Genomic DNA, 22678 nt, shown 5'->3' on the forward strand with positions numbered 1-22678 from the left:
TCAGCGCTTCAGTACGTCCTGCCACTCGGGATGACGCAGGATCTGGGCCTTGGCGAAAGGACAGAGCGGCAGGACCGTGCGTCCTTCGGTGCGAGCGTCTTCTATGGCGCGGCGCACGAGGGCTTGTCCCACCGAACGGCCACGCATCGCATCGGGAACCTCGGTGTGATCGATGATGATCATGGCGTCCCCTGCACGTGAATAGGTCATTTCGGCTTCGGCGCCCTCGAGGCGAACGACGTAGCGTCCCTTGCTCGCCCCCTCTTCCCGCTCGATCGGCAGCGTCTCCGAGGTGGGTGTGGCCATGGCCTTTCCTCCCGCTTGTAACGTTACGCCGCCCGCTCGACATTCAAATCGCTCGCGGTTGGCGGGGAATTCCGGTTTTGCATTCGAGGGCATGACGCTCCCAACCGCCGAGATCGGCGGCAGCCCGATAGGTACTCTCGAGGAAGGCCATCAGCCTGGCCACGGGGTCGTTCGATTGTCGCACCGCATCGTAGGGCAGAATGAACTCACCCAGGTTGGCGTCGAAATAGGCGGCCTCAGGGGTCACGGGCGCATCGGCAAACCCAGACGGTACAGGATAGGCATAGGCATAGAACGCCGGAAAATCCACGCCCGCCCCCCCGGGCCAGAACCCGGCCGACGATACCTGATGGCTGTAGGCTTCGTGCGTGACATCATCCGGCAGCGCCGGGATACCGCCGGGATGCCGCGGTGCGGTCCGTCCCGAAAATCGCGTGACGGCCAGGTCGAAACTGCCCCAGAAGAGATGCACGGGACTGACCTTGCCCAGATAAGAGGTGCGAAAGCGCTTCATCACAAGATCGACGGCAACGCAGGCTTGGAAAAAGCGGGTCACGGCGGCTGCATCGTAGGGACGCTCGGCACGATCCTCCTCGAAAGGGATCGGTTGCGGGACTTCGTTCGGGCGACCATGAAACTCGGGCGTGCCACCGAGCTGACGTATGAGTTTCACGAACTGATGGTGGAAAGCGGCAACCGACATCGGGCCTAGATCGAACCCGGCGGTCCGCCCGTCGGTCGTTGCCCCCACCACGGCGTGATCGAGAAGATCCAATACGATCTCCACCCCGCCGCCGCCATCAGGAACGAGCGAGGTCGTGAACCCGCGCGAATTGACATACAGCGTAGCGTGCCAGGAATGGTTCACCCAAGGCGTGCGGGCAAGCCGGTACTTGCCGACGACCTGTGTATAGAGATGCAGAGCCGAGCACGTCTTTTGCCAGGCGCCATAGGGAATATCCGGCCAGTCAAGGGTCATCTCATTCTTCCCCGCCACGAGAACGCGAAACCGTCCTGTGAAACTTAGCTGCCCGCAACGGATCGTGCACGGGGATCATGTGACGCTTGAGGCGCTAGCCCAGGATTCGGTACCGGGGTCGAAGAGACGCATGGCAAGCGTTACCCAAGAGCGGAACGGGTGAGCGGGTACTGCTTGCGACCTGCACAAGTGCTAGGCTAAAGGGTAAATCCGTTTGAAACGGCGTCAGCCGCTCAACCAACGACCTACAATTCATTGCAGGCGGATCAGACCAAGACTTTGCAAACCTCTCGGCTTCCCTTCTCTCAAGAGCCACATAGGCGCCCCCATCGTCTCGCCCTGGCTACATTGGCTCCCCGTGCTTTTGCCTTCTGTCATACCTTCGGGCTTACCGTGTGGATTGCCTTGGTCGAGGGCAGCGGCTGGTCGCTGATACTGCCGGGTCTTCTCCTGCTGCTATGGCCGGGAGTCGCCTACGTCCATGCTGCCAGAGCTCAGCACTCGAAGCATGCCGAGTTCAAAAACCTGCTCCTCGATAGCCTGCTGTTTGGTATCTGGTGCAGCGTACTGGATTTCTACGTTCTGGCCACTCTGTCCATCGGCCTTGCCTGCTTCATGAACAATATGGTGGTGGGCGGCCCGCACCGAATGCTGGCTTCCATGGCCCTGTTTGCCGGCGGTGCCTTGGGCTGGGGTATCTTGACGGGGTTCGCTTTTCGCCCTTACGTCAGTGCCGGCCTGGATATCTACCAGGGCGCCGGGGCGGTGGTCTACTTTCTGGCGATTGCCCGGGTGATGTACGGGCAGAACCGCCAGATTGGCCGCAGTATCGTCGAGATCAAGTTCCAGAACCGCGTCTTTCACGCCCTGCTCGATCTCGGCGTCGTCGCCAATCGCGCCTCGAACATCCATACGCTGCTGGATGACTCCTTGAAGCATCTGCACGCCGATTTCCCCGAGTACGGATTCGCCGTGTTCCTGCAGGAGTGTCAGCGCCCCGAAGTGACGCGCTACGCGGCCGTTGCCGGCCTTCGCCTCGATCCCGACGATGAGCACCGCTTGTGCAGACTGCTCGCGACATTGCACGAGCCACATGCCAGCACCGTCAAGCTCAGCGAAAAAGCCGTCGGCGAGCAGCTCTACGCCACTCCCATGGCGGGACGTCTCAGCATGTACGAAGGTTGGCTGATCGTACGCGCCCCCAAGCTCGACGCCGCCTTGGAGCGCATGCTGACTCTGTTCGTCGACCAATTGGCGGCGGCCACCGAGAACAAGCTACTCCACCTGGCGCTGAAAAAAACGGCGGAACGCGATGGACTGACCGGTCTCTACAACCGGGGCTTCTTCGAATCGGCGCTGCAGCTGAGCATTCAGGGCAAGACCCAGTCGCCAGGCCTGGATTTTGCCGTGCTGATGATAGATGTCGACGGGCTCAAGGAAGTGAACGATCGCCACGGCCATGTAGCGGGCGACCAGCTCATCACCTCGGTGGCCGAGCGTCTGCAAATGCACTGTCGCGCGAGCGATATCCTGGCGCGCTACGGTGGCGACGAATTCGTGGTCCTGTTTCCTTCCGCCGGCCTGTCGGCAGCGAATCGCCTGGCAGGCTTGGTCAGGACGCACATGGAGGACCAGCGATGTCTCATCACTACCGCACATGGCGAGCGCGTGACATTGACGCTTCGCATGAGTCTGGGCTGCGCCAGCTCCACCGAAACGCCCGCCCAGGAGGTGCTTACCCTGGCGGACGAGCGCATGTACGACGACAAGACCCAACGCCGCAAGCAACGCGCCCTCGGCTGAGCGCCACGACGTCAGGTCGCTGCCTTGTTCGACCGCATGATGGCCGGGCTAGCCGATCCGGGGTCGTCACCGACGGGGGAAGGCGAATATCCCATCGGACCTGGTCGATAAGGCACACGGCCGGCCCCGGCCGGACTCGTTTCCGTCTCAGTATCCGCCGAGCGTGAACTTGAGATCGTAATTGTTGAGCAGCGGTGGCATCGGTTTGCTGCTGAGTAAGCGGGAGGGCGGGTCCAGGCGGAACTCGCGATGGGATAAGAGCCTCGCCAATACCGTACTGGTCACCAGCAGGACCAGGCGCCGCCCCGGGCAGATGCCGGTGCCGCCGCTGAAGGGGATGAGAGGCCATGTCCCCGTCCCTTCCGGCTGCAGCCACAGGTCCGGATCGAAGCGGTTGGCCGAGGCGAGGTGACGGTCGTCGCGATGAAAATAGGGCGCCAGGATCAAGAGCGAAGTGTCCGACGGCATGGCGCCGTTTTCCCATAGGGTTGTCTCGGTGCTCTGACGCAGCACCATCGGCGTGGTGGGCCACAGGCGCAGCGACTCCAGCACGCAAGCGCGCAGGTAGGGAAGCTCGGGGGTGGGATGCTGTTCCAGATTGGCGGCCTCTTCCCGTGCGCGCCTTGCGTGCTCAGGGTGTGCGGCCAACAGCGCCAGGGTGCGGAAGGTGGCCATGCCCGCCGGATCGAAGGCGAACAGCCATTGCGGAACCTGGTGCTCGGGCTGGGTGATGTCGTTGGTGGGCACGCGGGCCACTTCGGCGGCCAGGCTGCCCGGCTCCGCCCGTTTCAGGTAAATGCACAGCCGTTCATGCAGGGCGTCACGCAGGTGATGACGACCCGGGTGCATGAATCCCCAATTGCCGGCGGCGCGCAGCTTGCCCAATGTTTCGGTAAGGGCGTGATCGTCGCGGGCGGTGTCGCCCAGCACCACGCGGCGCACCACACGCGACCAGGTCTCGAAGAAGGTATCCCAGTCCAGCGAATCGCCCCGTTGCCGCGTGGTATGGAGAAGTTCATCGGCCTCCTCCTTGGCCACCTTGACGAAACGCTCCCCCAGCCCGTGTACCGGGCATTCGCTCTGTAACACGGCCTCATTGAAGCGGCGTCGCTCGGCACGTTCTGAGCCATGGGAAACCAGCGCCATGTCGGGTTCGAAATGCTCCAGCGCGCTGCGCTTGGCCTGCTCCGCGGTGGCAAACGGCTCCGGCGACTGCTCGAGTATCCGATTGACATGCGCGGGGTCAAGCACCAGTGCCATCGTTTTTTCACCCGGCACCTGCAGCATCAGCGGCCCGCTGCCGTATTTCTCGTTGAGCTGCTGCAGGCGGTGGACGGCGCGCCGGTCCAGCCCAAGACGCTCCGCCATGCCCACCACCTTGGGGCGCCGGATGAGCACCCCCTTCGCCACGTTGGGAACGAAGACATCGTTCAATACGGCAAGCGATTCCGCCACGCTCGCCTTCGGCAACGTTCCTTGAACCGAATCCCTTGTCATCTCACGCTCCTTTGATTGCCTGACTATGGGCAGTCTAGTCGCGCGAGTGATCGTAAGCCCTTGTTTTACACAAATCTTTACAAGCGTTGCCTTAAGCTGGGCCTCGGATCCGGCAACGCTAGACCACTTCTGCGGACAGGACAGTCTCGGTTATGGCATCGTGGGCAGCGTTCAGTGCGTTCTGCCTCATCTCGTCGCCCATTGCCACGCCTTCGGCACGAATGACGGTGACATCGTCGATACCGATGAAGCCGAACACGGCGCGCAGATAACGTTCCTGGAAGTCGCTGTCGACGCCCGGCCCCTGCGAGTAGAGGCCACCACGCGAGGATGCGATGTATACCTTGCGCCCCCCGGCCAGGCCCACCGCACCGTTCTCGGTGTAGCGGAAAGTCCTGCCGGCCTGGAGAATACGATCCAGCCAGGCCTTGAGCTGGCTCGGAATGGCGAAGTTGTACATGGGGGCGCCGATCACGATCACATCAGCCGTCAGGAACTCTTCCAGCAACGTTTCGGTCAGCGCCGTTTCCTCGCGCTGGTGCGCGTTGCGCGTCTCTTCTGGCAAGCCTGCGCCAGTCAGTATCTCACCGGAAAGATGACTGGGCGCGTTAACGACCAAATCGCGATAGACGACATCGAGCGTGGGCGTGGCAGCACGCAACCGCTCGACGATGCGAGCGGAAAGCTGCCGCGTAATCGATTGGTTTTCCAACAGGCCGGAATCCAGATGCAGCAGTTTCATGATACCTCCTCGGACGGTGAGTCGGCGCCCCGTGCGCCTATGTCGCCCATCTTGGGATTTCCTCACCACTGCCACTAGTCGGTGCTGGTTGAAATCATTGTTCCACTGCTAGAACAATAGATAGCCCCCAAAGAGGATGCGGCATGCAGGACCTCAACGATCTCTATTTCTTTGCGCTTGTCGCCGAACATGGAAGCTTCACCGCCGCGGCGCATGCCTTGGGCATGCCCAAGTCCACGCTCAGCCGTCGTATCGCCCGGCTCGAGGAGCGGCTGGAGGTTCGGTTGCTGCACCGGACCACGCGACGCCTGACGCTAACGGATACCGGCCGCGCCTACCTGGGTCATTGTCGCGATCTACTGGCAGCCGCCGAAGCGGCCGAGAGCGTCGTCGAACAGGTGCACGAGGAGCCGCGAGGGCGAGTCGTGCTGACCAGCCCCATCTCGATTTCCCAGTCGCTGCTGGCACGGGCGCTGCCCGAATTCATGGAGCGCTACCCCAAGGTCGAAGTGGAACTGGATGCCACCAACCGACGAGTGGATCTCGTATCCGAAGGGGTGGATCTCGCCATTCGCGTTCGCCTCCGTCTCGAGGATTCATCGCTGGTATCGCGACGATTCGCCGCCAGCCCCGCCATGCTGGTGGCAAGCCCTAGGCTGATGGAGCGTCTCGGTATGCCGGTGGCCCCGCACGATCTAAAGCGCTTTCCGAGCCTCTCCATGCGCTTTGCCGACGGGCGCCACGTGCAGGAGTTCACCGACCCCGATGGCAACCGCGTGCCGGTCTCGCTGACGCCACGGCTCATCACCGACGACATGAATGTGCTGAGGGATGCCGCCATGGCCGGTATCGGCATCGTGGTCCTGCCGACATTCATGTGTCGCCAGGCACTGGAAACGGGCGAACTGACCTGGCTGCTGCCGCACTGGCGGCTGCCCCAAGGGCAATTGCATGCGGTGTATCCGTACCGACGCGGGCTGCGCCCCGCCGTACGTTACCTGATCGATTTCCTGGCGGAACGACTGCCGGCGCTTGCCGAAGAGACGGGACTCTCGGCACTGTGCCAGGCGCCGAGCCCAGGGGACGATCCGGCGTTGCCGAAGCCAGCCATAGCGAACCCGCCAGTGACTTGATGGAACTTCACTGCGCTTCATCTGTCGCTCGGTTCAGCCTTCGTTAAGTGCTGCGACGACACCTAAAAAGCCCCGAGCCGGGTACGGTTCGGGGCATGAGGGAAAGCTACCGTCCGAGACAGGCTTCGGCAGTGGTCAGAACTCGCTCCAGCCATCCTCGTCGCCGCTGGTCTGCGAACGGGACTTCTCCGATTTGGGCGATTCAAGCTTGACCAGTTGATGCGATGCGGGACGCTTTTCGGTTCCGGCCTTTGTCGGTACTTCGCGACAGGCATGGTTCGCTTGCGTGGGCAGCGCCGGCGCCGTCTTGGCGTTGCTGTCGATTCGGAAGGTGTCGATCAGTGCGGCAAGCCGCTGGGCTTGTTCTTCCAGCGAGGCGGCAGCGGCGCTGGTCTGCTGCACCAGCGAGGCGTTCTGCTGGGTCACCGAGTCCATTTCGGTCAGTGCGGTGTTGATCTGTTCAATGCCGCTGTTCTGCTCTCGCGTGGCGGTGGAGATTTCCCCCATCAGGGCACTGACCTGGCGAATCGATTCGACGGTTTCATTGATCGTCTCGCCGCTGCGCTCGGCCTGCTCGGCACCGCTGGCCACTCGGGTCGTGGTGTCCTCGATCAGCTTGCGAATCTCCTTGGCCGATTCCGCGCTGCGGCTGGCCAGGGATCGCACTTCGCTTGCCACCACGGCGAAACCGCGTCCCTGCTCCCCTGCTCTGGCTGCCTCGACCGAAGCATTCAGCGCCAGGATGTTGGTCTGGAAGGCAATGGAGTCGATCACACCGATGATGTCGTTGATGCGCCGAGCGCTGTCGGCGATCTCGCGCATCAGCCGTACGGTGCGCTCGACCTCTTGGCCGCCGGCCTCCGCGGTCTTCGATGCTGCGGTGGAGAGCCGGTCGGCCTCGACAGCGGTTTCGGTGTTCTTGCTGACGGTAGACGCCATCTCCTCCATGCTGGAGGCGGTTTCCTGCAGGGCCGAAGCCTGCTGCTCGGTACGCGAGGAGAGGTCCTGGCTGCCCGTGGCGATCTCGCCGGCACCGGTGAATACGCTATCGCTACTGTCGCGCAGCGAGATCACCAGTGCCTTGAGCTTCTCCTGCATGCGCCCCAGCGCCCCGTAGAGCTGACCGATCTCGTTGCGACCGCGATCCTCGATGCGAGCGGTCAGATCGCCGCCAGCGATACGATCGAAGTGCGTGACCGCTTCGCGCAGCGGAGCGACCACCGCACGCATCAACGCGAAGCGAATAAGGAAGGCGGCCGCCAGTGCCACCACCAACAGCGTCGTGGCAATGATCGCCACGCGACGGTCCAGGTTCTCGACCTCCTCGATGGCGCTAGTGCCGCGCTGTTCGGTGAAGTCGATGAAGGCCTCCATGGCATAGTCGAGCTCCGCGCCCAGCTCGCCCAACTGCTCTTGGCTGCGCATGATCTGGAACGGTGCTGCCTCCAGCATCGGCACCAGGCCCTCGGTGACAAACGCCTCGTAGGCCTCGGTAATGGCCTCCACGTGGGGCGTGCGTACGTCAGCCGGATCGAGAGGCACCTCGCGGAACTCGACGAAACGCTGCTGAGCCGCTTCCACCGCCGCCACTGCTCGTTGCTGGTATTCTCGCCCCTTGTCCGGGTTGCCTTGGGTGCTCAGGCTGGCATAGCGATCCAGGAAGTTCTGCGCGCGCAACACGTTCACCTGAGCGCGGTTGGCCATGTTGGCCAGCTTCACGTTGGTTTCCGCCAGTTCGTGCAGGGCCGCTTCACTGTGGGAGCTGGAATAGAATCCCAACCCACTGATCAAGCCGATCATCAGCACCAGCGCCGCTAGTGCTGCAGTCAGGCTCCACTTGATGGATACATTCTTCATCATTAGCCCCTTGCATGGTGCGTTCTGATTTTTGGCCTTGGGTTCCTTGAGTTATACATCGGCAGGCAAGGGGAAAAGTTGAGGCCCCTGTCTTCTCGCCAAGCTCTCCGCACCACACTCCGAGCCAGTCTCGACAATGCTCACACGTTCTCACCGTGCCGGCCTGGGCGAGTATCGGAGGTTTCCGTTTCGGCGCCTCCGTCATCCAGGTTCTCTCACGAGCGGCGCCGGACCTGACGCCTAGGGCTGAGCACGAGCCTGTTCAGCCACCCGGCAGCGAGGCGTGACTATGCTGTAGCCAAGCCAACCCCAATGGAATGGATTCCACCCAGCGGCAAGAGAACGAAGGAGAAGGGATGCCGACGACACGAAGCGAAAATCGCGACGATTCCCACCAGGACGAGCCGCACAACCTCGTCGAGCTGATGCAGGCCATCGAGTCGATCGAAACCCCATCGGGGCGGATTCGCTTTGACGAGGTGCTTGACGCCATAGGTCGGCGTGCTTTTGGCCCCCTGCTACTGCTGGCGGGTCTGGTCACGCTGGCGCCGATCATCAGCGGCATTCCCGGCGTGCCCTCGCTGATGGCCATGTTCACGCTGCTGGTGTGTATACAGTTGCTGATCGGACGACGCACTTTTTGGCTGCCCCGCTGGCTGCGCAACCGCACATTGCCCAGCGACAAGGTACACACGGCACTGAAGTGGATGTATCGGCCAGCTTGCTGGATCGACCGGTTGCTGCACCGGCGTATCACTTTCATGACCGGCAACCTCGGCATGCAGCTCTCTGCCCTGACCTGCGTGATCATTTCTATCGCCATGCCACCCATGGAGTTCATTCCCTTTTCCGTCAACATCGCGGGGGTCGCCCTGACCCTGTTCGGCCTGTCTTTCATGGCCCGCGACGGGTTGTTGGCCGTGCTGGCATTCGCCATTACCGGCCTGTCGCTGTCCGTCGTGCTGATTCATTTTCTCTAGGAGACCCGTCATGCTCCAGCTCGAACAGCTCCAACAAGCGCAGCGCCTCATTGCCGATACCCTGTCGCCTACCCCGTTGGTACTCGACCACGCCCTTTCCGATCGACTAGGGCGCCGTGTGTGGCTCAAGGGGGAATTGTTCCAGCGCACCGGTTCCTTCAAGACACGCGGTGGCCTGCACTGGGTGCGTACCGCGAGCCGGGAAGAGCTTGCCGGTGGGCTAGGCGCCGTGTCGGCCGGCAACCATGCCCTGGGCTTGGCCTGGGCGGCACGCCAGGCGGACGTGCCGGTAACCATCGTGATGCCCGAAAATGCCAGCGCATTCAAGGTGGAAGGCAGCCGCTCCCTGGGCGCCGACGTGATTCTGCATGGCGATATCAACGCCGCCTGGGAGCTGATGCATCGTTGGATCGAGGAACGCAGCCTGACGCTGGTTCACCCCTACGACGACGAGCGCATCATCGCCGGTCAGGGCACGGTAGGATTGGAGATACTGGAGCAGGCGCCCGAAGCGTCGGCGATCTTGTGCCCGGTGGGCGGCGGTGGGTTGATCGCAGGCATCGGTGTGGCAGCTTCGGCCCTGCGCCCCGAATTGGCGCTGATCGGCGTGGAGCCAGCGGGGGCGGCCAGTATGGCGCACGCCTGGCTTCACGGCGAGCCGGCGCGCCTGGAGCGAATCGATACCCGCGCCAAGAGCCTGGGAGCGGCCGTGGTCGGGGAATTGACTTACCCATTGTGCCGAGCCCACACCCGCGAACTGGTAGCGGTTGACGAGGATGCCATCCGACTCGCCATGCGTCATCTGGTCTACCAAGCCAAGCTGGCGGCAGAACCGGGGGCGGCCGTGGGTGTGGCTGCATTGATGGAGGATCTCGCCGTACTGCCGCCGGAGGGCGATATCGTGGTGGTGATTACCGGCGGCAACATGAGCCGGGAAGAGTGGCAGGAGTGTCTTTGATCGCGACGACATCCGCGATACGCATACCTTCGAACATGGCCTAGCGTGGCGCGACCACTGCCAGGGTGACGGTCGCCTTGGCGACGAGAATGGCGGCATCGTCGCCTGCATACAGCTCGGACTCCGTCACGATCAGCGTGCGCCCGGGCTTCAGCACGCGTCCGAGGCAACGCAGTTCGCTGCCCTGAGCGGGCCTGAGCAGGTTGATCTTGAACTCCGCCGTCAGCACCAGCGCACCTTGGGCAATCAGGGTGGCCCCGGCGGCTCCGGCGGTGTGATCGGCCATGGTGGCCTGCACCCCAGCATGCACGAAACCATCCTGCTGCAGGTGATCGTGGCGTACCGATAGTCGAGTGGCGCAGTAACCCGGTGCAATTTCCTCGGCTTCTAGCCCCAGCGCCCGAATGAAGGGCGCCGCCTGCAGAATACGTTCCACTTCCTGACGGTAATCGGCGTGAGCGGGCTGGAATACGGTAGAGGGCGTCATCGGGGCTCCTGTTTTTTTGATTGACGCACGGATCAGCCCAATATGAATATCACGCAGGCCGCGGTGAGCCCACCCATGACGCCATTGAAGATTCGCCAGGCACGTGGCGTATGCAACCAGCGGCTGATGGCCATGCCGAACCCGGCCCAAAGAGCGACGCAGGGGAATCCCACCAGCTCGGCGAACCCCGCCAACAGCAGGGCGTTGATCATGGTGTCGCCACCCTCGGGCAAAAAACCGGCCATTAGCGCCAGGCCCATCACCCATGCCTTGGGGTTGGCAAACTGAAAGGCGGCCGCCTGCCAGAAGTTGAGTGGCCTCCCCTCGCCCCGGTGGCGCAGATCGGGCGGCGGCGCCGTGGCAATCTTCCAGGCCAGATACAGCAGGTAGGCGCTGCCGAGCACGCGCAGGGTCATTTGCACCGCGGGATAGCGTTCGAAGATCAGCCCCAGCCCCAGAGCGATGCCGGCGAACAACAGGAAACAGCCCCCCATGATGCCGAAGATGTGCGGTAAGGTGCGAAGAAAGCCGTAGTTGGCGCCCGAGGCCGTGAGCATCACGTTATTGGGTCCCGGCGTGATGGTCATGGAAATCATGTAGAGGCCCGCCGGCCAGAGGAACGCCAAAGCTTCCATGTATTTGCACCCATACAATTCATTCGGTTTCGGTTGGATTGTTCGCTCATCACCCAGCATAATGAGCCTATATCCAGCGTCAAAGGTTTTATTGTCACCATGACAATTTGGGTTCCTCAGCTCGCGGCAAGGGGGATTCGCTACCGCAATCTGGCCGAGGCCATTGCCGATGCGATACGTCGCGGCGAGCTTGCACCCGGCGCGAAACTACCGCCCCAGCGTCGCCTGGCCGACCGCCTCCGAGTGACGGTCGGCACCGTGACACGTGCCTACGCCGAGGCCGAGCGTCAGGGTTGGGTGGTGGCTCGGGTCGGTAGTGGCACCTACGTACGGGGAGCCGAGACGTCCTCGAGCCAGGACTTCCTCGCCAGCCGCCCCGTCGAAGCGGGCATCATCGACCTCAGTCTGAGCTTGCCGCCCCCCCATCCCATGCGAGCCGCCACGTTGGGGCGCGTGCTGCGAGAGATGGCGGACAACGATCTCGTCCTGCACCGCGCGGTGGAATACCAGTCGGACCGGGGTGTGGCCGCCCATCGCGAGCGGCTCGCCGCCTGGATGACCGAGCTTGGCATGCCGGTCGATGCGGAAGAGCTGCTGGTCACCCAAGGGGGACAGCACGGCATCAGCCTGGCACTGCATGCGCTCGCCCGGCCGGGTGAACGCATCGCCGCCGACGTGCTCACCTACCCCGGACTGATCAGCGCTGCGCGTCAGGCACACCTGAAAGTAGCGGGCGTAACGATGGACGATCAGGGCATGGACATGGATGCCCTCGCCCGGCTCTGCGCACAGCAGCAACCACCAAGGCTGGTCTATGTCACACCGGACCAGAACAACCCCACCGGGACGCCACTGAGCGAAGCCCGCCGCGAACGCCTGGTGACGCTGGCACGCCGCCACGATTTCTGGATCGTCGAGGATGGTGTGCAATACCTGCCCGAGTCGGAGCGCGGCACGCCGCTCTATCGTCTGGCTCCGGAGCGAACCCTGTTCATCTTCAGCACGTCGAAGGTGCTGGCCGGCGGGCTGCGTATCGGCACCTTGGTGGCTCCTCCCATGTTGCGCGAACGCCTGGGGGCGACGCTGCGCGCCCAGAACTGGATGGTACCGCCGCTGATGGTGGAGGCGGTTTGCCGCTGGGTGACCAGCGACGATAGCCGCGCCCTGCTCGACTGGCTGATCGAGGAGTTGGGCGCACGCCAGTCCTTGGCGCGCGATTGCCTGGCCAACTATTCCGTAAGCGGCCGGCCGCATGGCAACAACCTGTGGCTACCGTTGCCCGAGGGGCTGCGCAGCGCCGAACTGATGGAGGCCTTGGCCCAGCGCCATATTCTGGTGTCCAGTGCCGAACCCTTCTGCGTGGGCAGTGAGCCGGCCCCCCAGGCGCTGCGTCTGTGCCTCAGCGCAGCCCCCTCGCGCGAAGCACTGGCCCGAGCGCTGGAAACGATCGCCGAGCTGCTCGCCGAGCCCCCTGCGACGCCCTGGCGCACGCTGTAAGCTCGGCGAGACCGCCACGAGCAGGCAAATGACGCCTACGAGGAAAGTCGCAGCCGAAGTCCACGGAAACGACGGCGGTACTGGCGGGGCGTGAGCCCCACCCGGCGGACGAAGAGTTTGCGGAAGAAACTCGGATCGGCGTAACCAACCTGCTCGGCAATCGCCTCGATGGGATCGTCGCCCTGCTCAAGATACTGCTTCGCTTCCTCCAAGCGCAGCGTCTGAACGTAATCCAGTGGTGTCACACCGGTAGCCATCTTGAAGCGGCGCTTGAAGGAGCGTTCGGTCAGGCCGCTGACTCTGACCATCTCCGACACCGGTGACGGCGTATCGTAGTGCTGTGCCACCCAGACCTGGCTGCGCGCGATGCAGGCGTCTTCGGCCTGGCGTGAACTGCTGAGCACGGCAAAGGGTTGCTGGCCGTCATGGTGCCAATCGATCAGATGGATTCGAGCCAGTCGCATCGCTTCGTCGATGCCGAGCAGGCGCGCCACCAAGTACAGCGTGAGATCGAACCAACTGGAGCCACCGCCGGCCATGATCAACCGTTGCCCTTCCCCGCTGGCGACCAGGGTACGGTGGGGGTGCACGCTGACACCGGGGTACCGGCGCGCCAAGGCGTCGCAGTAGGCCCAGTGGGTGGTGGCGGCCTGTCCCTCCAGCAATCCCGCTTCGGCCAGCAGCATCGCACCGGTACAGGCGGCGGCCAGCAGCGCTCCCTGGACATGGCAATTGCGCAGCCAGGCAATTTCATCCCCGTAGCGGCCCGTCAATGATTCGTCGGGAGCAATGAACAGATCCGGGATACAGGCCGCAATGGGCAAAGGACAAGTCGCCAGGCTGCGGTCCGGCTCGATCCAGGCGCCATTGGGCGCCCGAAATCCCTTTCCGCTCCGCGACACGATTAGTGGACGCAATAGCGGTTCGCCCATGCGTCCATGGATCAGCAGATCCCAGTCACGCCCCGCCGAACCGAACAGATCGAACATGCCGTAGAGCGTTGAGGCGGTGGCCTCCGGCGTCGCCAGCAAGGCGATGGTCAAAGGCGTCTGGCGCGCCGCATCCCGCCTCATGGCACGAAAGCCCCTGTTGCGGCACAAGACCCTTTCGTGGTGTAGATCCCTCGGCAGTAACGTTCTCCCTGCACAACCCAACCACAAGGAGAACCATCATGTGCCATGCTCATCCCATACCCCCTGCCGACTCCGAGGCCTTCGAGGGGCGTCTGATTCGCGCCCTCAACGAGGCGGGCGCGCTGCTCCTCACCGCCATCGGTCATCGCACCGGCCTGTTCGAGGCAATGGCCGGGCGACCTCCCATGACCAGCCAGGCCGTGGCCGAGCGTACCGGGTTGCAGGAGCGCTACGTACGGGAGTGGCTTGGCGGTATGCTCGTGGCCGGATTTCTCGACGCCGACCCCGATACCGGCCGATACTGGCTTCCGCAAGCGCATGCCGAACTCCTGACCGGCTCCGGCCCGGTCAATTTCGCCGTCTACGCTCAGTTTATCTCCCTTCTGGCCAACGTGGAGGACGACGTGGTGCGCTGTTTCCGAGAAGGGGGAGGCGTGCCGTACTCACGCTACCCCCGTTTTCAGGAAGTCATGGCAAGCGATAGCGCACAGACGGTACTACCTGCCCTGTTCGATGCCATTCTGCCCTTGGCCAAGGGCTTGCCCGAGCGGCTCGAATACGGCATCCACGTGCTCGATTGCGCCTGCGGACGTGGCCGTGCGCTCATGGCCATGGCCGAGCGCTACCCGGCCAGTCGCTTCGTCGGCTACGACCTATCGCAGGAAGCCATTGACTGGGCACGACGGGAGACCGACCGGGCCGGCCTTACCAACCTCACCTTCGAGGTACGCGACCTGAGTGATTTCGACGTCACCGCCGAGCCCGATGCCTTCGACCTGGTCACCACCTTCGACGGCATTCACGACCAGGCGCGTCCGCGCAACCTGCTCAAGGGCATCCACCGCACCCTGGCGCCTGGCGGCGTTTACCTGGTGCAGGACATCCACGCTTCGAGCCACCACCATCTTGACCGGAATCACCCGCTGGGCGTCATGCTCTACGCGGTATCGGTCAGCCACTGCATGACGGTATCGCTGGCCCAGGGCGGCGAAGGGCTAGGCACCATGTGGGGGCGAGAGCGCGCGTTGGCTTATCTCGAGGAGGCAGGCTTCGGCGCTATCGAGGTATACCAGCTCGAGCACGACATTCAGAACGATTATTTCGTCTGCCGCACCTGATGAGCCCAGCCGGATGCAGGTAGTTGCAGACTGCATCCGGCCTCAACGGGACAGCTCGGAAGCGGTAAGGAAGGCAAGCGCCTTGCACCCACGGCGCGAGACGCCACAATGGATGAGACAACAACCCAACGAGGCCCAGCCGCTATGCATCGCTTCCTCAATGATCCGACGCTTGCCGTTCCGGTCTTCCCGGGCAGTCACATCGCGATGGATGGCCATTACCTCTTTCTTTCCGGCTTGACGGTGAGCGACATCCAAGGCGGTGAGGCCGTACTCGGCGACATCGCCGAAGAGACACGCTGGGTGATGCGCCGTCTTTCGCGCATGCTGGAATACGCCGGCGCCTCGATGGCGGAAGTGGTACGAGTGGACATTCACCTGACCAACCTGGACACCATCCACACCATGGACGCCGCCTACGCCGAGTTCTTCGAGAACCACAGCTACCCCGCTCGCACCTGCACCGAGTCATCACGCCTGAGCGGCGGGGCCAATGTCGAGATCACGTTGATGGCGCGCCAACCGGCCGAGCCGGCCTTTCGGCACGATACGCAGCGCGATGAGACCCGAGCGAACGGCCGCGACGAATCTCACGCCACTTGAGCTCTACTGCGCCGGCCACTGGCTAGCGATTCGATCTCGACAGCCCGCAGCGTTTCGCACATACTACGCCTCCTCCTATAGACAAGAATGATACGCAAGCGCTTTCACACGACTTGTCGTGGAGCAGTGCGTACCATTCAGCCGACGCTCTTTGCGACGATACCCTCATGAGTGGCGAACAGTGACGAACATGCCCCATCCTGTCTTGAAAGCCCTTTCCGGTGTGGCCCTGGCGCTTGGCTGCAGCGCCGTGCAGGCCGAGCAGATCACCGTTACTGACATTGCCGGTCGCGAGATTACCCTCGAGGCGCCGGTAGAGCGTGTCATTCTCGGTGAGGGGCGTCAGGTCTACCTGCTCGGCGCATTGCAGCCGGAAGACCCCTTTGACCGCGTGGTGGGCTGGCGCGAAGACTTCTCCCAAGCCGATCCGGACAGCTATGCGCGCTACGCCACCAAGTTTCCCGAGCTCGAGGAGCTCCCCACCTTCGGCGGCTTCAAGGATGGTACCTTCGACGTGGAGCAGGCGGCCTCCCTCAACCCCGATGTCGTCTTGATGAACCTCGAGGCCAGAGCGGCCACCGAGGATGCCGCCTACGACGAAAAGCTGGCGGAACTCGGCATTGCCATCGTCTACGTGGACTTCCGTGAGGATCCGATCCGGCACACCATTCCCTCCATGCGCCTGCTGGGCCAACTGTTGGGTGAAGAGGAAGATGCCGAGGCCTTCATCGAATTCTCCGAGGCCCAGATGGCGCGGGTCACTCAGGTGATCGAAGCCGAGGTCGAGGCCGACGAACGACCGAGCGTGTTCGTCGACCGCGCCGGCGGCTACTCGGAGGACTGCTGCATGAGCTTCGGTCCCGGCAACTTTGGCGAATATGTCGAGATTGCCGGCGGCGACAATATCGCCAAGGACATCATTCCGACCACTTTCGGCACGCTGAATCCCGAACAGATCATTGCCTCCAACTCTGAGCATGTGGTCGTGACGGGGGGCAACTGGGACGCCTACGTGCCGGGTGGCGCCTGGGTCGGCGTGGGGCCGGGAGCCGACATGGCCAGTGCCCGGGCCAAGCTCGAAGCGCTGACCGAGCGCACCGCCATGACCGGTACCCAAGCCGTGGAGAACGATAACTTCCATGCCATCTGGCACCAGTTCTACAACAACCCGTACTACTTCGTCGCCGTGCAGCAACTGGCCAAGTGGTTCCATCCGGAGCTGTTCGCCGACCTCGACCCCGAAGCCACGATGAAGGAGCTGCACGAGCGCTTCCTACCCGTGGATTACGAACCCGGCTATTGGGTCACGCTGAATGAGCGTTGAAATCGCCCGGACCCGCCAGCAAGTCAAAGGGCACGGTTTCTATCGTGCCCTAGTGCTACGGCGCCAGCTCATCCTGCTGGCGCTCACGCTTGCCCTGGCGCTGAGTTTTTGTCTCGACTTGGCCTTGGGCCCTGCCCGCTTCAGCCTCGGTGAGGTAATGGCCGCGCTGGCATCGCCGGATGCCGTTAGCCAGCAGGCCAGGGTCATCCTGTGGGAAATTCGCATGCCGGTGGCGCTGATGGCGTTGGTCGTCGGTGCCAGCCTGTCGATAGCCGGCGCCCAGATGCAGACCATCCTCAGTAATCCCCTGGCCAGCCCCTTCACGCTGGGTATCTCGGCGGGTGCCAGTTTCGGTGCAGCGTTGGCGCTAGCCTTCGGCGTGGTGATCGTTCCCGCTGCGGTGGAATACGTGGTACCGATCAATGCGTTCGTCATGGCCATGGTCACCGCCTTCCTCATCCATGCGATGAGCCTGCGGCGCGGGGTCACGATCGAGACCATCGTGCTGCTGGGCATCGCCATGGTATTCATCTTCAATTCGCTGATGGCGCTGATCCAGTTCTTCTCCAGCCAGCAGGCCGTGGCGGCGGTTGTGTTCTGGACCATGGGCAGCCTGACCAAGGCAACCTGGCCCAAGTTCTGGGTCGCGCTGACGGTATTGGTCGCCGTGTTGCCGCTGCTCGCCCGCCACGGCTGGGCGCTGACCGCCATGCGCCTGGGCGATACCAAGGCCGAGAGCATGGGGGTGAATCCTCGCGCTCTGCGCCTGGAGGTGATGGTGCTGGTCTCGCTGTTGGCCGCCATTGCAGTGGCATTTGTCGGTACCATCGGCTTCATCGGCCTGGTCGGACCGCACATCGCACGCATGCTGGTGGGTGAGGATCAACGCTTCTTTCTGCCCGGCTCGGCTCTCTGTGGCGCGCTGATTTTGTCCATCGGCTCGGTGCTGTCGAAAATCATCTTGCCCGGCACCGTCATCCCCATCGGCATCATCACGTCACTGGTGGGCATTCCCTTCTTCCTGTTTTTGATCCTCAATCACAAGAAGGCCTCATGGTAACGCTTCAGCTCGACCGCCTATCGGCTCGCTATGGCCGTCGCCAAATCCTGGCGGAAATTTCCACGCCCCGCTTCGAGGGCGGCCGGGTGGTGGCGCTGCTCGGCCCCAACGCCGCCGGCAAGTCCACGCTGTTCCGGCGCATTTTCGGGTTGCTCAAGGGCGGTGGCGAAGTCAGGATCACGGGCGCTGCCTCGGAGAGGCCCGTGGCCTACATGCCCCAGGATACCGGCGTCAATGCGGTGCTGACGGTGTACGAATCGGTGTTGATGGCGCGTATGCAGGGGCGCTCTCTGAAGGTCAGGCCAGAAGACCTGGCCAAGGTCGACCAGGCGCTGGACGAGCTGGGGATCTCACCGCTCGGAGCGCGCGATATCGGCGACATCAGCGGCGGCCAACGCCAGCTCGTCAGTGCTGCCCAGGCCCTGGTCCAGGAGCCCGAGATTCTGCTGCTTGACGAGCCCACTTCTGCCCTCGACCTCAACCGCCAGATCAGCCTGCTGACCATACTGCGGCGGCTCGCTCGGGAGCGCGAGATGCTGATCATGGTGGCGCTACACGACCTGGGCCATGCGTTGCGTTTCACCGATGAAGCCATGGTGCTGGAGAACGGCCAGTTGATCGCCTGCGGCGAGACCTGCGATGTGGTCACGCCCGAGCTGTTGCACCGGGTCTATCGGGTCGCCGCCCGTATCGAGCCCTGTTCCAAGGGCCAACCCCAGCTCATCGTCGAAGAGAGCGTTTGAGTCTCAGTCCGCGCCCCTCCAACGCCGCCAGGCCTGCCCCACCCAGGATCAGCGGCAATGCCAGCAGAAAGCCACTGGCCAGCGGCAAGCCGAAAATCAGCAGGTCGGCCAGCACCGGCCAGACCATGGCAACATACTCGAACGGCGCCAACCGAGAGGCCTCGGCGTAGCGGAGCGCCAGCGTCATGGCAATATGCGCAGCGCCACCGAACAGCCCCGAAAGCACCAGCAGCCACCACTGCGACCCGGTCAACGCTGCCCACCCCCAGGGCAGCGTGGCCAGCCCCGCCAGGGTCGAGATCACCACGAAGTAGAACGCAATCGATGCGGCCGTTTCGGTGCGTGAGATACGCCTCACGGTGAGCAGCGCCCCCGCCGATAGCAGCGCCGCGAGCAGCCCAAGGACATAGCCCTCGAAACGCATGCTACCCGCATCGCTTCCAAGACTGGGCAAGATCAACACGGCGATGCCCGCCACCGCCAGCATCAACGCTCCCGCACGCTGGCAAGTGAATGGCTCTCCCAGCAGAACGACACCGCCGAAGGCCATCAGCACCGGAGTCAGTTGCATCAGCAGGGTCGCTTCCGCCACCGGCAACAGGGCGAGCGATGCAAAGGAGGCGAACATGGCCGCAGCGCCCAGCCCCGAGCGCAGTAGATGCCCCATGGGGCGTCGGGTGCCCAGGCCGGCGGGAAATTGCCCTCTCAGCACGAGAAAGATCACGATGGGCAACAGCGCGAAGGCCGAGCGGAAGAAGACCGTTTGCCCCAGCGGTACTTCATCGCCCACCGCCTTGATGCTCACCATCATGGCAGCGAAGAGAAGCCCCGACAGCAGCCTGAGCAAGATACCGGCCGTCGGCCTGTCTACGTTGTGGTTCATGTTCATCCTGATTAACGAATCAGAGCGTCATGCCAGGCTCGATCCTGTAGGCCAAATCGATGGTTTTTTCCTTGACGCTCCCCCCCTGGATGCGCGCCAGCAGTTCCCTGGCCGCACGCTCCCCGATCGATTCCCGCGGCGTCACCACGCTGGCCAGACGGGGCATCATTACCTGACCCACGTCGTGGCCATGGAAACCGGCGATAGCCATCCGTTCGGGTACGCGAATGCCACGCCGCAGGCATTCGAAATAGGCACCGATGGCGACATCGTCGTTGGTGCAGAAGATGCCTTCGGTTTCGGGATGCTGCGCCAGGAGCTCATCGAGCAGCCCCGCCCCCACGCTGTAAGAGGAGCGCTGGCTGCGCTGAAGCGTCAGCGGCGCCAGGCCGTGCTCTTCCATGGCTTGCCGGTAGCCGTGCTCGCGCTGAAGCGTGCGCGCGTCCAGGCGCACGGCCAGATAAGCGATTTGACGACGACCATGGCGGATCATTTCGCTGACCATGTCGTAGGCGGCCCGGACATTGTCGTAGCCCACCGCCTGATGCAGCGGCGGGGTCAGCGAGTCCATGATTTCGATGGTGGGAATGCCCGCGGTATCCAGCATGCGGCGAGTGCGCTGGGTATGTTGGCTGTCGGAGAGTATGAGCCCATCGACGTTATACGAAAGCAACGAGGCCAGGCTGCGCTCCTCGAGCTCCTTGTTGTAACCGTAGTGCGAGAGCATCAGATGATAACCCGCCGGACGGGTGACCTTTTCGATGCCCACCAGCACATCGGCGAAGACCTGATTGGTCAGCGACGGTACCAGTACGCCGATGGAGTGACTGGTCGCGCGCGATAGCAAGTCGGGAGCGCGATTGGGAATGTAGCCGATCTGCTCCGCTACGGCGAAGATGCGCTCGCGCAGCCCCTCCGAGACGGTCGCCGGGTCCCGCAGACAACGACTCACGGTCATCTTGGTCGCCCCGACCCGATCGGCGATGTCCTGCAATGTCGGCCGTTTCTTTTTCACGCTGCCCCGCTTCCCAGTGATCCGACGCGCCCTGCGGCGCCACGACGCCAGGCGACATGCGGCATTAGCATACCGTAATCGTCGCCCGGCGGGCCGACGGGAGCCATCGACGCCTCAGCGGCGCTCCAGCGATGCCACGAACGCCTCGACGATGGCTTCCGGCGCATCGGCGATGTTCAGCTTGACCGCCTCATTCTCCCCCGGCACTTCCAAGTCGCGCAGTTGGCTGTCGAGCATCGTCTCGCCGCGGAAGAAGTGCGCTTCACGCTCGGTCAGCCGCTGCATCAGTTGCTCCCGACGACCCTCGAGGTAGAGGAAGCGCAGCGCGGGATCACCGCGTCGCAACAGATCGCGATAGCGCCGCTTCAACGCCGAGCAGGCCAGCACCAGCGAGACGTCGCGGCGGCGGTAGGCGGCGATGTGCTCGGCCAAGGTTTCCAGCCACTCGCGCCGGTCGTCGTCGTCGAGCGGGATGCCGCTCGCCATCTTGGCTATATTGGCCGGCGAGTGATAATCGTCGCCGTCGATGTAGACAACGCCCAGACGCTCGGCCAAGCATTCGCCAATACAGGATTTTCCCGAGCCCGACACCCCCATCACCACGATCCGGACTGTGCCTTCTTTCACGATTCCTCCGGTCGTCAGTTGCCGCGCACGGCGGCCAGGTCGGGCAACCACGTCACGAGACCGGGAAACGCGATCAGCACCAGCAATACCACCAGAAGGGCGCCATAATACGGCAGCATGGCGCGCACCAGCTGCTCCATCGTGACCCGCCCCACGCCGCAGCCGACATAGAGACAAGTCCCCACCGGCGGCGTCAGCAGGCCGATACCGAGGATGAAGGCCATCAGCACACCGAAATAGACCGGATCGACGCCTACCGAAGTGACGATCGGCGTCAGCATCGGCGCCATGATCACCATTGCCGGGGTCAGGTCCATCACGAAGCCCACCAGCAGGAGCAGGCCGGCCACGATCAGCAGCAGCAGGAAAGGCTCCTGGGTAATCGCCTGCACTTGGCGCACCAAGGTCTGCGGCACCATGTTGATGGTCAGGAACCAGGCAATGACGGTGGCGAACGCCAGCAGCAGCAGCACCATGCCGGTCAGGCGCGCGGTTCGGATCAGCATGCCCCACAGCTCCCGCGGACGGAATTCACGGTAGACCGTCAGCGAGATGAACAGTGAATAGAGCAGTGCGGCCACGGCGGCCTCGGTAGCGGTGAACACCCCACCGAGGATGCCGCCGATCACGATCACCGGCAGCACCAGCGCCAACCAGGCGGCCTTGAAGGCCTGCCACAGGCGGCCCAGCTCGAATTTGCGGGTCTGACCGGCGTGCTCGATGCTGGCCATGATGAAGGTGGTGACCATCAGCGCGAAGCCGATCAGCAGCCCCGGCACGATGCCGGCGATGAACAGGCGGCTGATCGAGGTTTCGGTGACGATACCGAACAGGATCAGCGGGATAGACGGCGGGATGATGATACCGATGACCGACGACACGGTATTGATCGCAGTGGCGTGGGGTGCCGAGTACCCTTGCTGCTTCATCGAGGGGATCATCATCGCGCCGGTGGCCGCGGTATCGGCCACTGCCGAACCACTGATGCCGCCGAAGAACATCGAACCGGTGATGGCCACCTGGCCCAGCCCACCGCGCATGAAGCCGACCAGTGCCCCGGCGAGCTCCATCAGCCGCCGGGCGATGCCGCCGGCGCTCATTACCTCCCCCACCAGGATGAAGAAAGGGATCGCCAGCAGCGGGAAATTGTTGACGCCGCGAATCGACTGCTCGATCAGGATCGATAGCGGGATGTCGGAGAGCACCGCCATCACCACGGCGGCGATGCCGAGCCCGAAGGCGATGGGCAGCCCCAGGATGATGGAGGCGAACAGGATGGCAAGGAAAATCCACAGCAT

General features: G+C 63.4%; 22 protein-coding genes. 10 read left to right on the plus strand and 12 right to left on the minus strand.

The features are described from left to right. Both F0A17_RS05580 and F0A17_RS05585 read right to left on the minus strand, forming a co-directional pair. Positions 1-306 carry a GNAT family N-acetyltransferase gene (locus tag F0A17_RS05580; RefSeq protein ID WP_149327353.1) on the minus strand — a complete coding sequence of 102 codons (306 nt, stop codon included), beginning with the start codon at positions 304-306 and terminating at the stop codon, positions 1-3. A 43-nt stretch (positions 307-349) separates the two neighbouring features. Beyond that, positions 350-1285, minus strand: a complete 936-nt coding sequence (locus tag F0A17_RS05585; RefSeq protein WP_149327354.1) for a DUF5996 family protein — start codon at positions 1283-1285, stop codon at positions 350-352. A 348-nt stretch (positions 1286-1633) separates the two neighbouring features. Between F0A17_RS05585 and F0A17_RS05590 the strand changes: the two genes are divergently transcribed. Further along, entirely contained in the window at positions 1634-3088 is a 1455-nt protein-coding gene (locus tag F0A17_RS05590) for a sensor domain-containing diguanylate cyclase (protein ID WP_228716820.1), read from the plus strand. 147 nt (positions 3089-3235) lie between these two features. Here F0A17_RS05590 and F0A17_RS05595 read toward each other — a convergent pair whose 3' ends face one another. Both F0A17_RS05595 and F0A17_RS05600 read right to left on the minus strand, forming a co-directional pair. Next, positions 3236-4585: a cytochrome P450 gene (locus F0A17_RS05595; protein WP_149327355.1), complete on the minus strand. Its 1350-nt coding sequence runs from the start codon at positions 4583-4585 to the stop codon at positions 3236-3238. Positions 4586-4703: 118 nt separating this feature from the next. Continuing rightward, a complete protein-coding gene (locus F0A17_RS05600) occupies positions 4704-5327 on the minus strand; it encodes an FMN-dependent NADH-azoreductase (protein WP_149327356.1) in 624 nt (207 codons plus the stop codon). Between the two features lie 143 nt (positions 5328-5470). Between F0A17_RS05600 and F0A17_RS05605 the strand changes: the two genes are divergently transcribed. Next, on the plus strand, positions 5471-6460 hold the full coding sequence (locus tag F0A17_RS05605; protein ID WP_149327357.1) for a LysR family transcriptional regulator: 990 nt from the start codon (positions 5471-5473) through the stop codon (positions 6458-6460). A 135-nt stretch (positions 6461-6595) separates the two neighbouring features. Here F0A17_RS05605 and F0A17_RS05610 read toward each other — a convergent pair whose 3' ends face one another. Then, on the minus strand, positions 6596-8317 hold the full coding sequence (locus tag F0A17_RS05610; protein WP_149327358.1) for a methyl-accepting chemotaxis protein: 1722 nt from the start codon (positions 8315-8317) through the stop codon (positions 6596-6598). Between the two features lie 356 nt (positions 8318-8673). Here F0A17_RS05610 and F0A17_RS05615 point away from each other — a divergent pair, with 356 nt between their 5' ends. Together F0A17_RS05615 and F0A17_RS05620 are read left to right on the plus strand one after the other, a co-directional pair. Beyond that, a complete protein-coding gene (locus tag F0A17_RS05615) occupies positions 8674-9297 on the plus strand; it encodes an exopolysaccharide biosynthesis protein (protein ID WP_149327359.1) in 624 nt (207 codons plus the stop codon). Positions 9298-9307: 10 nt separating this feature from the next. Then, on the plus strand, positions 9308-10255 hold the full coding sequence (locus tag F0A17_RS05620) for a threonine/serine dehydratase (protein WP_149327360.1): 948 nt from the start codon (positions 9308-9310) through the stop codon (positions 10253-10255). 40 nt (positions 10256-10295) lie between these two features. Here the strand turns inward: F0A17_RS05620 and F0A17_RS05625 are convergent, their stop codons facing one another. Together F0A17_RS05625 and F0A17_RS05630 are read right to left on the minus strand one after the other, a co-directional pair. After that, on the minus strand, positions 10296-10742 hold the full coding sequence (locus F0A17_RS05625) for a PaaI family thioesterase (RefSeq protein ID WP_149327361.1): 447 nt from the start codon (positions 10740-10742) through the stop codon (positions 10296-10298). A gap of 32 nt (positions 10743-10774) precedes the next feature. Then, on the minus strand, positions 10775-11377 hold the full coding sequence (locus F0A17_RS05630) for a LysE family translocator (protein WP_149327362.1): 603 nt from the start codon (positions 11375-11377) through the stop codon (positions 10775-10777). A gap of 99 nt (positions 11378-11476) precedes the next feature. Between F0A17_RS05630 and F0A17_RS05635 the strand changes: the two genes are divergently transcribed. Beyond that, entirely contained in the window at positions 11477-12874 is a 1398-nt protein-coding gene (locus F0A17_RS05635) for an aminotransferase-like domain-containing protein (RefSeq protein WP_149327363.1), read from the plus strand. 35 nt (positions 12875-12909) lie between these two features. Here the strand turns inward: F0A17_RS05635 and F0A17_RS05640 are convergent, their stop codons facing one another. After that, on the minus strand, positions 12910-13947 hold the full coding sequence (locus tag F0A17_RS05640; RefSeq protein WP_149327364.1) for a GlxA family transcriptional regulator: 1038 nt from the start codon (positions 13945-13947) through the stop codon (positions 12910-12912). 98 nt (positions 13948-14045) lie between these two features. Here F0A17_RS05640 and F0A17_RS05645 point away from each other — a divergent pair, with 98 nt between their 5' ends. The 5 genes from F0A17_RS05645 to F0A17_RS05665 all read left to right on the plus strand — a co-directional run bounded on the left by F0A17_RS05645 (position 14046) and on the right by F0A17_RS05665 (position 18855). Continuing rightward, a complete protein-coding gene (locus F0A17_RS05645) occupies positions 14046-15125 on the plus strand; it encodes a class I SAM-dependent methyltransferase (protein WP_149327365.1) in 1080 nt (359 codons plus the stop codon). 144 nt (positions 15126-15269) lie between these two features. After that, the gene (locus tag F0A17_RS05650) at positions 15270-15728 is read left to right on the plus strand and encodes a RidA family protein (RefSeq protein WP_149327366.1); all 459 of its coding nucleotides are present in this window, start codon (positions 15270-15272) and stop codon (positions 15726-15728) included. 190 nt (positions 15729-15918) lie between these two features. After that, positions 15919-17052, plus strand: a complete 1134-nt coding sequence (locus F0A17_RS05655; RefSeq protein ID WP_149327367.1) for an ABC transporter substrate-binding protein — start codon at positions 15919-15921, stop codon at positions 17050-17052. Beyond that, the gene (locus F0A17_RS05660) at positions 17042-18112 is read left to right on the plus strand and encodes a FecCD family ABC transporter permease (RefSeq protein WP_149327368.1); all 1071 of its coding nucleotides are present in this window, start codon (positions 17042-17044) and stop codon (positions 18110-18112) included. Before F0A17_RS05655 ends, F0A17_RS05660 begins: the two co-directional genes overlap by 11 nt. Beyond that, on the plus strand, positions 18106-18855 hold the full coding sequence (locus F0A17_RS05665) for an ABC transporter ATP-binding protein (RefSeq protein ID WP_149327369.1): 750 nt from the start codon (positions 18106-18108) through the stop codon (positions 18853-18855). The genes F0A17_RS05660 and F0A17_RS05665 overlap by 7 nt, the downstream gene beginning before the upstream one ends. Here F0A17_RS05665 and F0A17_RS05670 read toward each other — a convergent pair. The 4 genes from F0A17_RS05670 to F0A17_RS05685 form a co-directional block, all read right to left on the minus strand. Beyond that, positions 18833-19738, minus strand: a complete 906-nt coding sequence (locus F0A17_RS05670; RefSeq protein ID WP_149327370.1) for a DMT family transporter — start codon at positions 19736-19738, stop codon at positions 18833-18835. The genes F0A17_RS05665 and F0A17_RS05670 overlap by 23 nt on opposite strands. A gap of 19 nt (positions 19739-19757) precedes the next feature. Then, a complete protein-coding gene (gntR, locus tag F0A17_RS05675; protein WP_149327371.1) occupies positions 19758-20753 on the minus strand; it encodes a gluconate operon transcriptional repressor GntR in 996 nt (331 codons plus the stop codon). A gap of 114 nt (positions 20754-20867) precedes the next feature. Next, on the minus strand, positions 20868-21380 hold the full coding sequence (locus tag F0A17_RS05680; RefSeq protein ID WP_228716821.1) for a gluconokinase: 513 nt from the start codon (positions 21378-21380) through the stop codon (positions 20868-20870). Positions 21381-21394: 14 nt separating this feature from the next. After that, on the minus strand, positions 21395-22678 hold the full coding sequence (locus tag F0A17_RS05685) for a TRAP transporter large permease (RefSeq protein ID WP_149327372.1): 1284 nt from the start codon (positions 22676-22678) through the stop codon (positions 21395-21397).

The organism is Billgrantia pellis (assembly GCF_008297955.1).
Taxonomy (GTDB): domain Bacteria; phylum Pseudomonadota; class Gammaproteobacteria; order Pseudomonadales; family Halomonadaceae; genus Halomonas; species Halomonas pellis.

Coding starts and splice junctions, on each gene's coding strand:
- F0A17_RS05580 (WP_149327353.1), bottom strand. CDS start 306: ATGGCCACACCCACCTCGGAGACGCTGCCGATCGAGCGGGAAGAGGGG.
- F0A17_RS05585 (WP_149327354.1), bottom strand. CDS start 1,285: ATGACCCTTGACTGGCCGGATATTCCCTATGGCGCCTGGCAAAAGACG.
- F0A17_RS05595 (WP_149327355.1), bottom strand. CDS start 4,585: ATGACAAGGGATTCGGTTCAAGGAACGTTGCCGAAGGCGAGCGTGGCG.
- F0A17_RS05600 (WP_149327356.1), bottom strand. CDS start 5,327: ATGAAACTGCTGCATCTGGATTCCGGCCTGTTGGAAAACCAATCGATT.
- F0A17_RS05605 (WP_149327357.1), top strand. CDS start 5,471: ATGCAGGACCTCAACGATCTCTATTTCTTTGCGCTTGTCGCCGAACAT.
- F0A17_RS05610 (WP_149327358.1), bottom strand. CDS start 8,317: ATGAAGAATGTATCCATCAAGTGGAGCCTGACTGCAGCACTAGCGGCG.
- F0A17_RS05615 (WP_149327359.1), top strand. CDS start 8,674: ATGCCGACGACACGAAGCGAAAATCGCGACGATTCCCACCAGGACGAG.
- F0A17_RS05620 (WP_149327360.1), top strand. CDS start 9,308: ATGCTCCAGCTCGAACAGCTCCAACAAGCGCAGCGCCTCATTGCCGAT.
- F0A17_RS05625 (WP_149327361.1), bottom strand. CDS start 10,742: ATGACGCCCTCTACCGTATTCCAGCCCGCTCACGCCGATTACCGTCAG.
- F0A17_RS05630 (WP_149327362.1), bottom strand. CDS start 11,377: ATGGAAGCTTTGGCGTTCCTCTGGCCGGCGGGCCTCTACATGATTTCC.
- F0A17_RS05635 (WP_149327363.1), top strand. CDS start 11,477: ATGACAATTTGGGTTCCTCAGCTCGCGGCAAGGGGGATTCGCTACCGC.
- F0A17_RS05640 (WP_149327364.1), bottom strand. CDS start 13,947: ATGAGGCGGGATGCGGCGCGCCAGACGCCTTTGACCATCGCCTTGCTG.
- F0A17_RS05645 (WP_149327365.1), top strand. CDS start 14,046: ATGTGCCATGCTCATCCCATACCCCCTGCCGACTCCGAGGCCTTCGAG.
- F0A17_RS05650 (WP_149327366.1), top strand. CDS start 15,270: ATGCATCGCTTCCTCAATGATCCGACGCTTGCCGTTCCGGTCTTCCCG.
- F0A17_RS05655 (WP_149327367.1), top strand. CDS start 15,919: ATGCCCCATCCTGTCTTGAAAGCCCTTTCCGGTGTGGCCCTGGCGCTT.
- F0A17_RS05660 (WP_149327368.1), top strand. CDS start 17,042: ATGAGCGTTGAAATCGCCCGGACCCGCCAGCAAGTCAAAGGGCACGGT.
- F0A17_RS05665 (WP_149327369.1), top strand. CDS start 18,106: ATGGTAACGCTTCAGCTCGACCGCCTATCGGCTCGCTATGGCCGTCGC.
- F0A17_RS05670 (WP_149327370.1), bottom strand. CDS start 19,738: ATGAACCACAACGTAGACAGGCCGACGGCCGGTATCTTGCTCAGGCTG.
- F0A17_RS05685 (WP_149327372.1), bottom strand. CDS start 22,678: ATGCTGTGGATTTTCCTTGCCATCCTGTTCGCCTCCATCATCCTGGGG.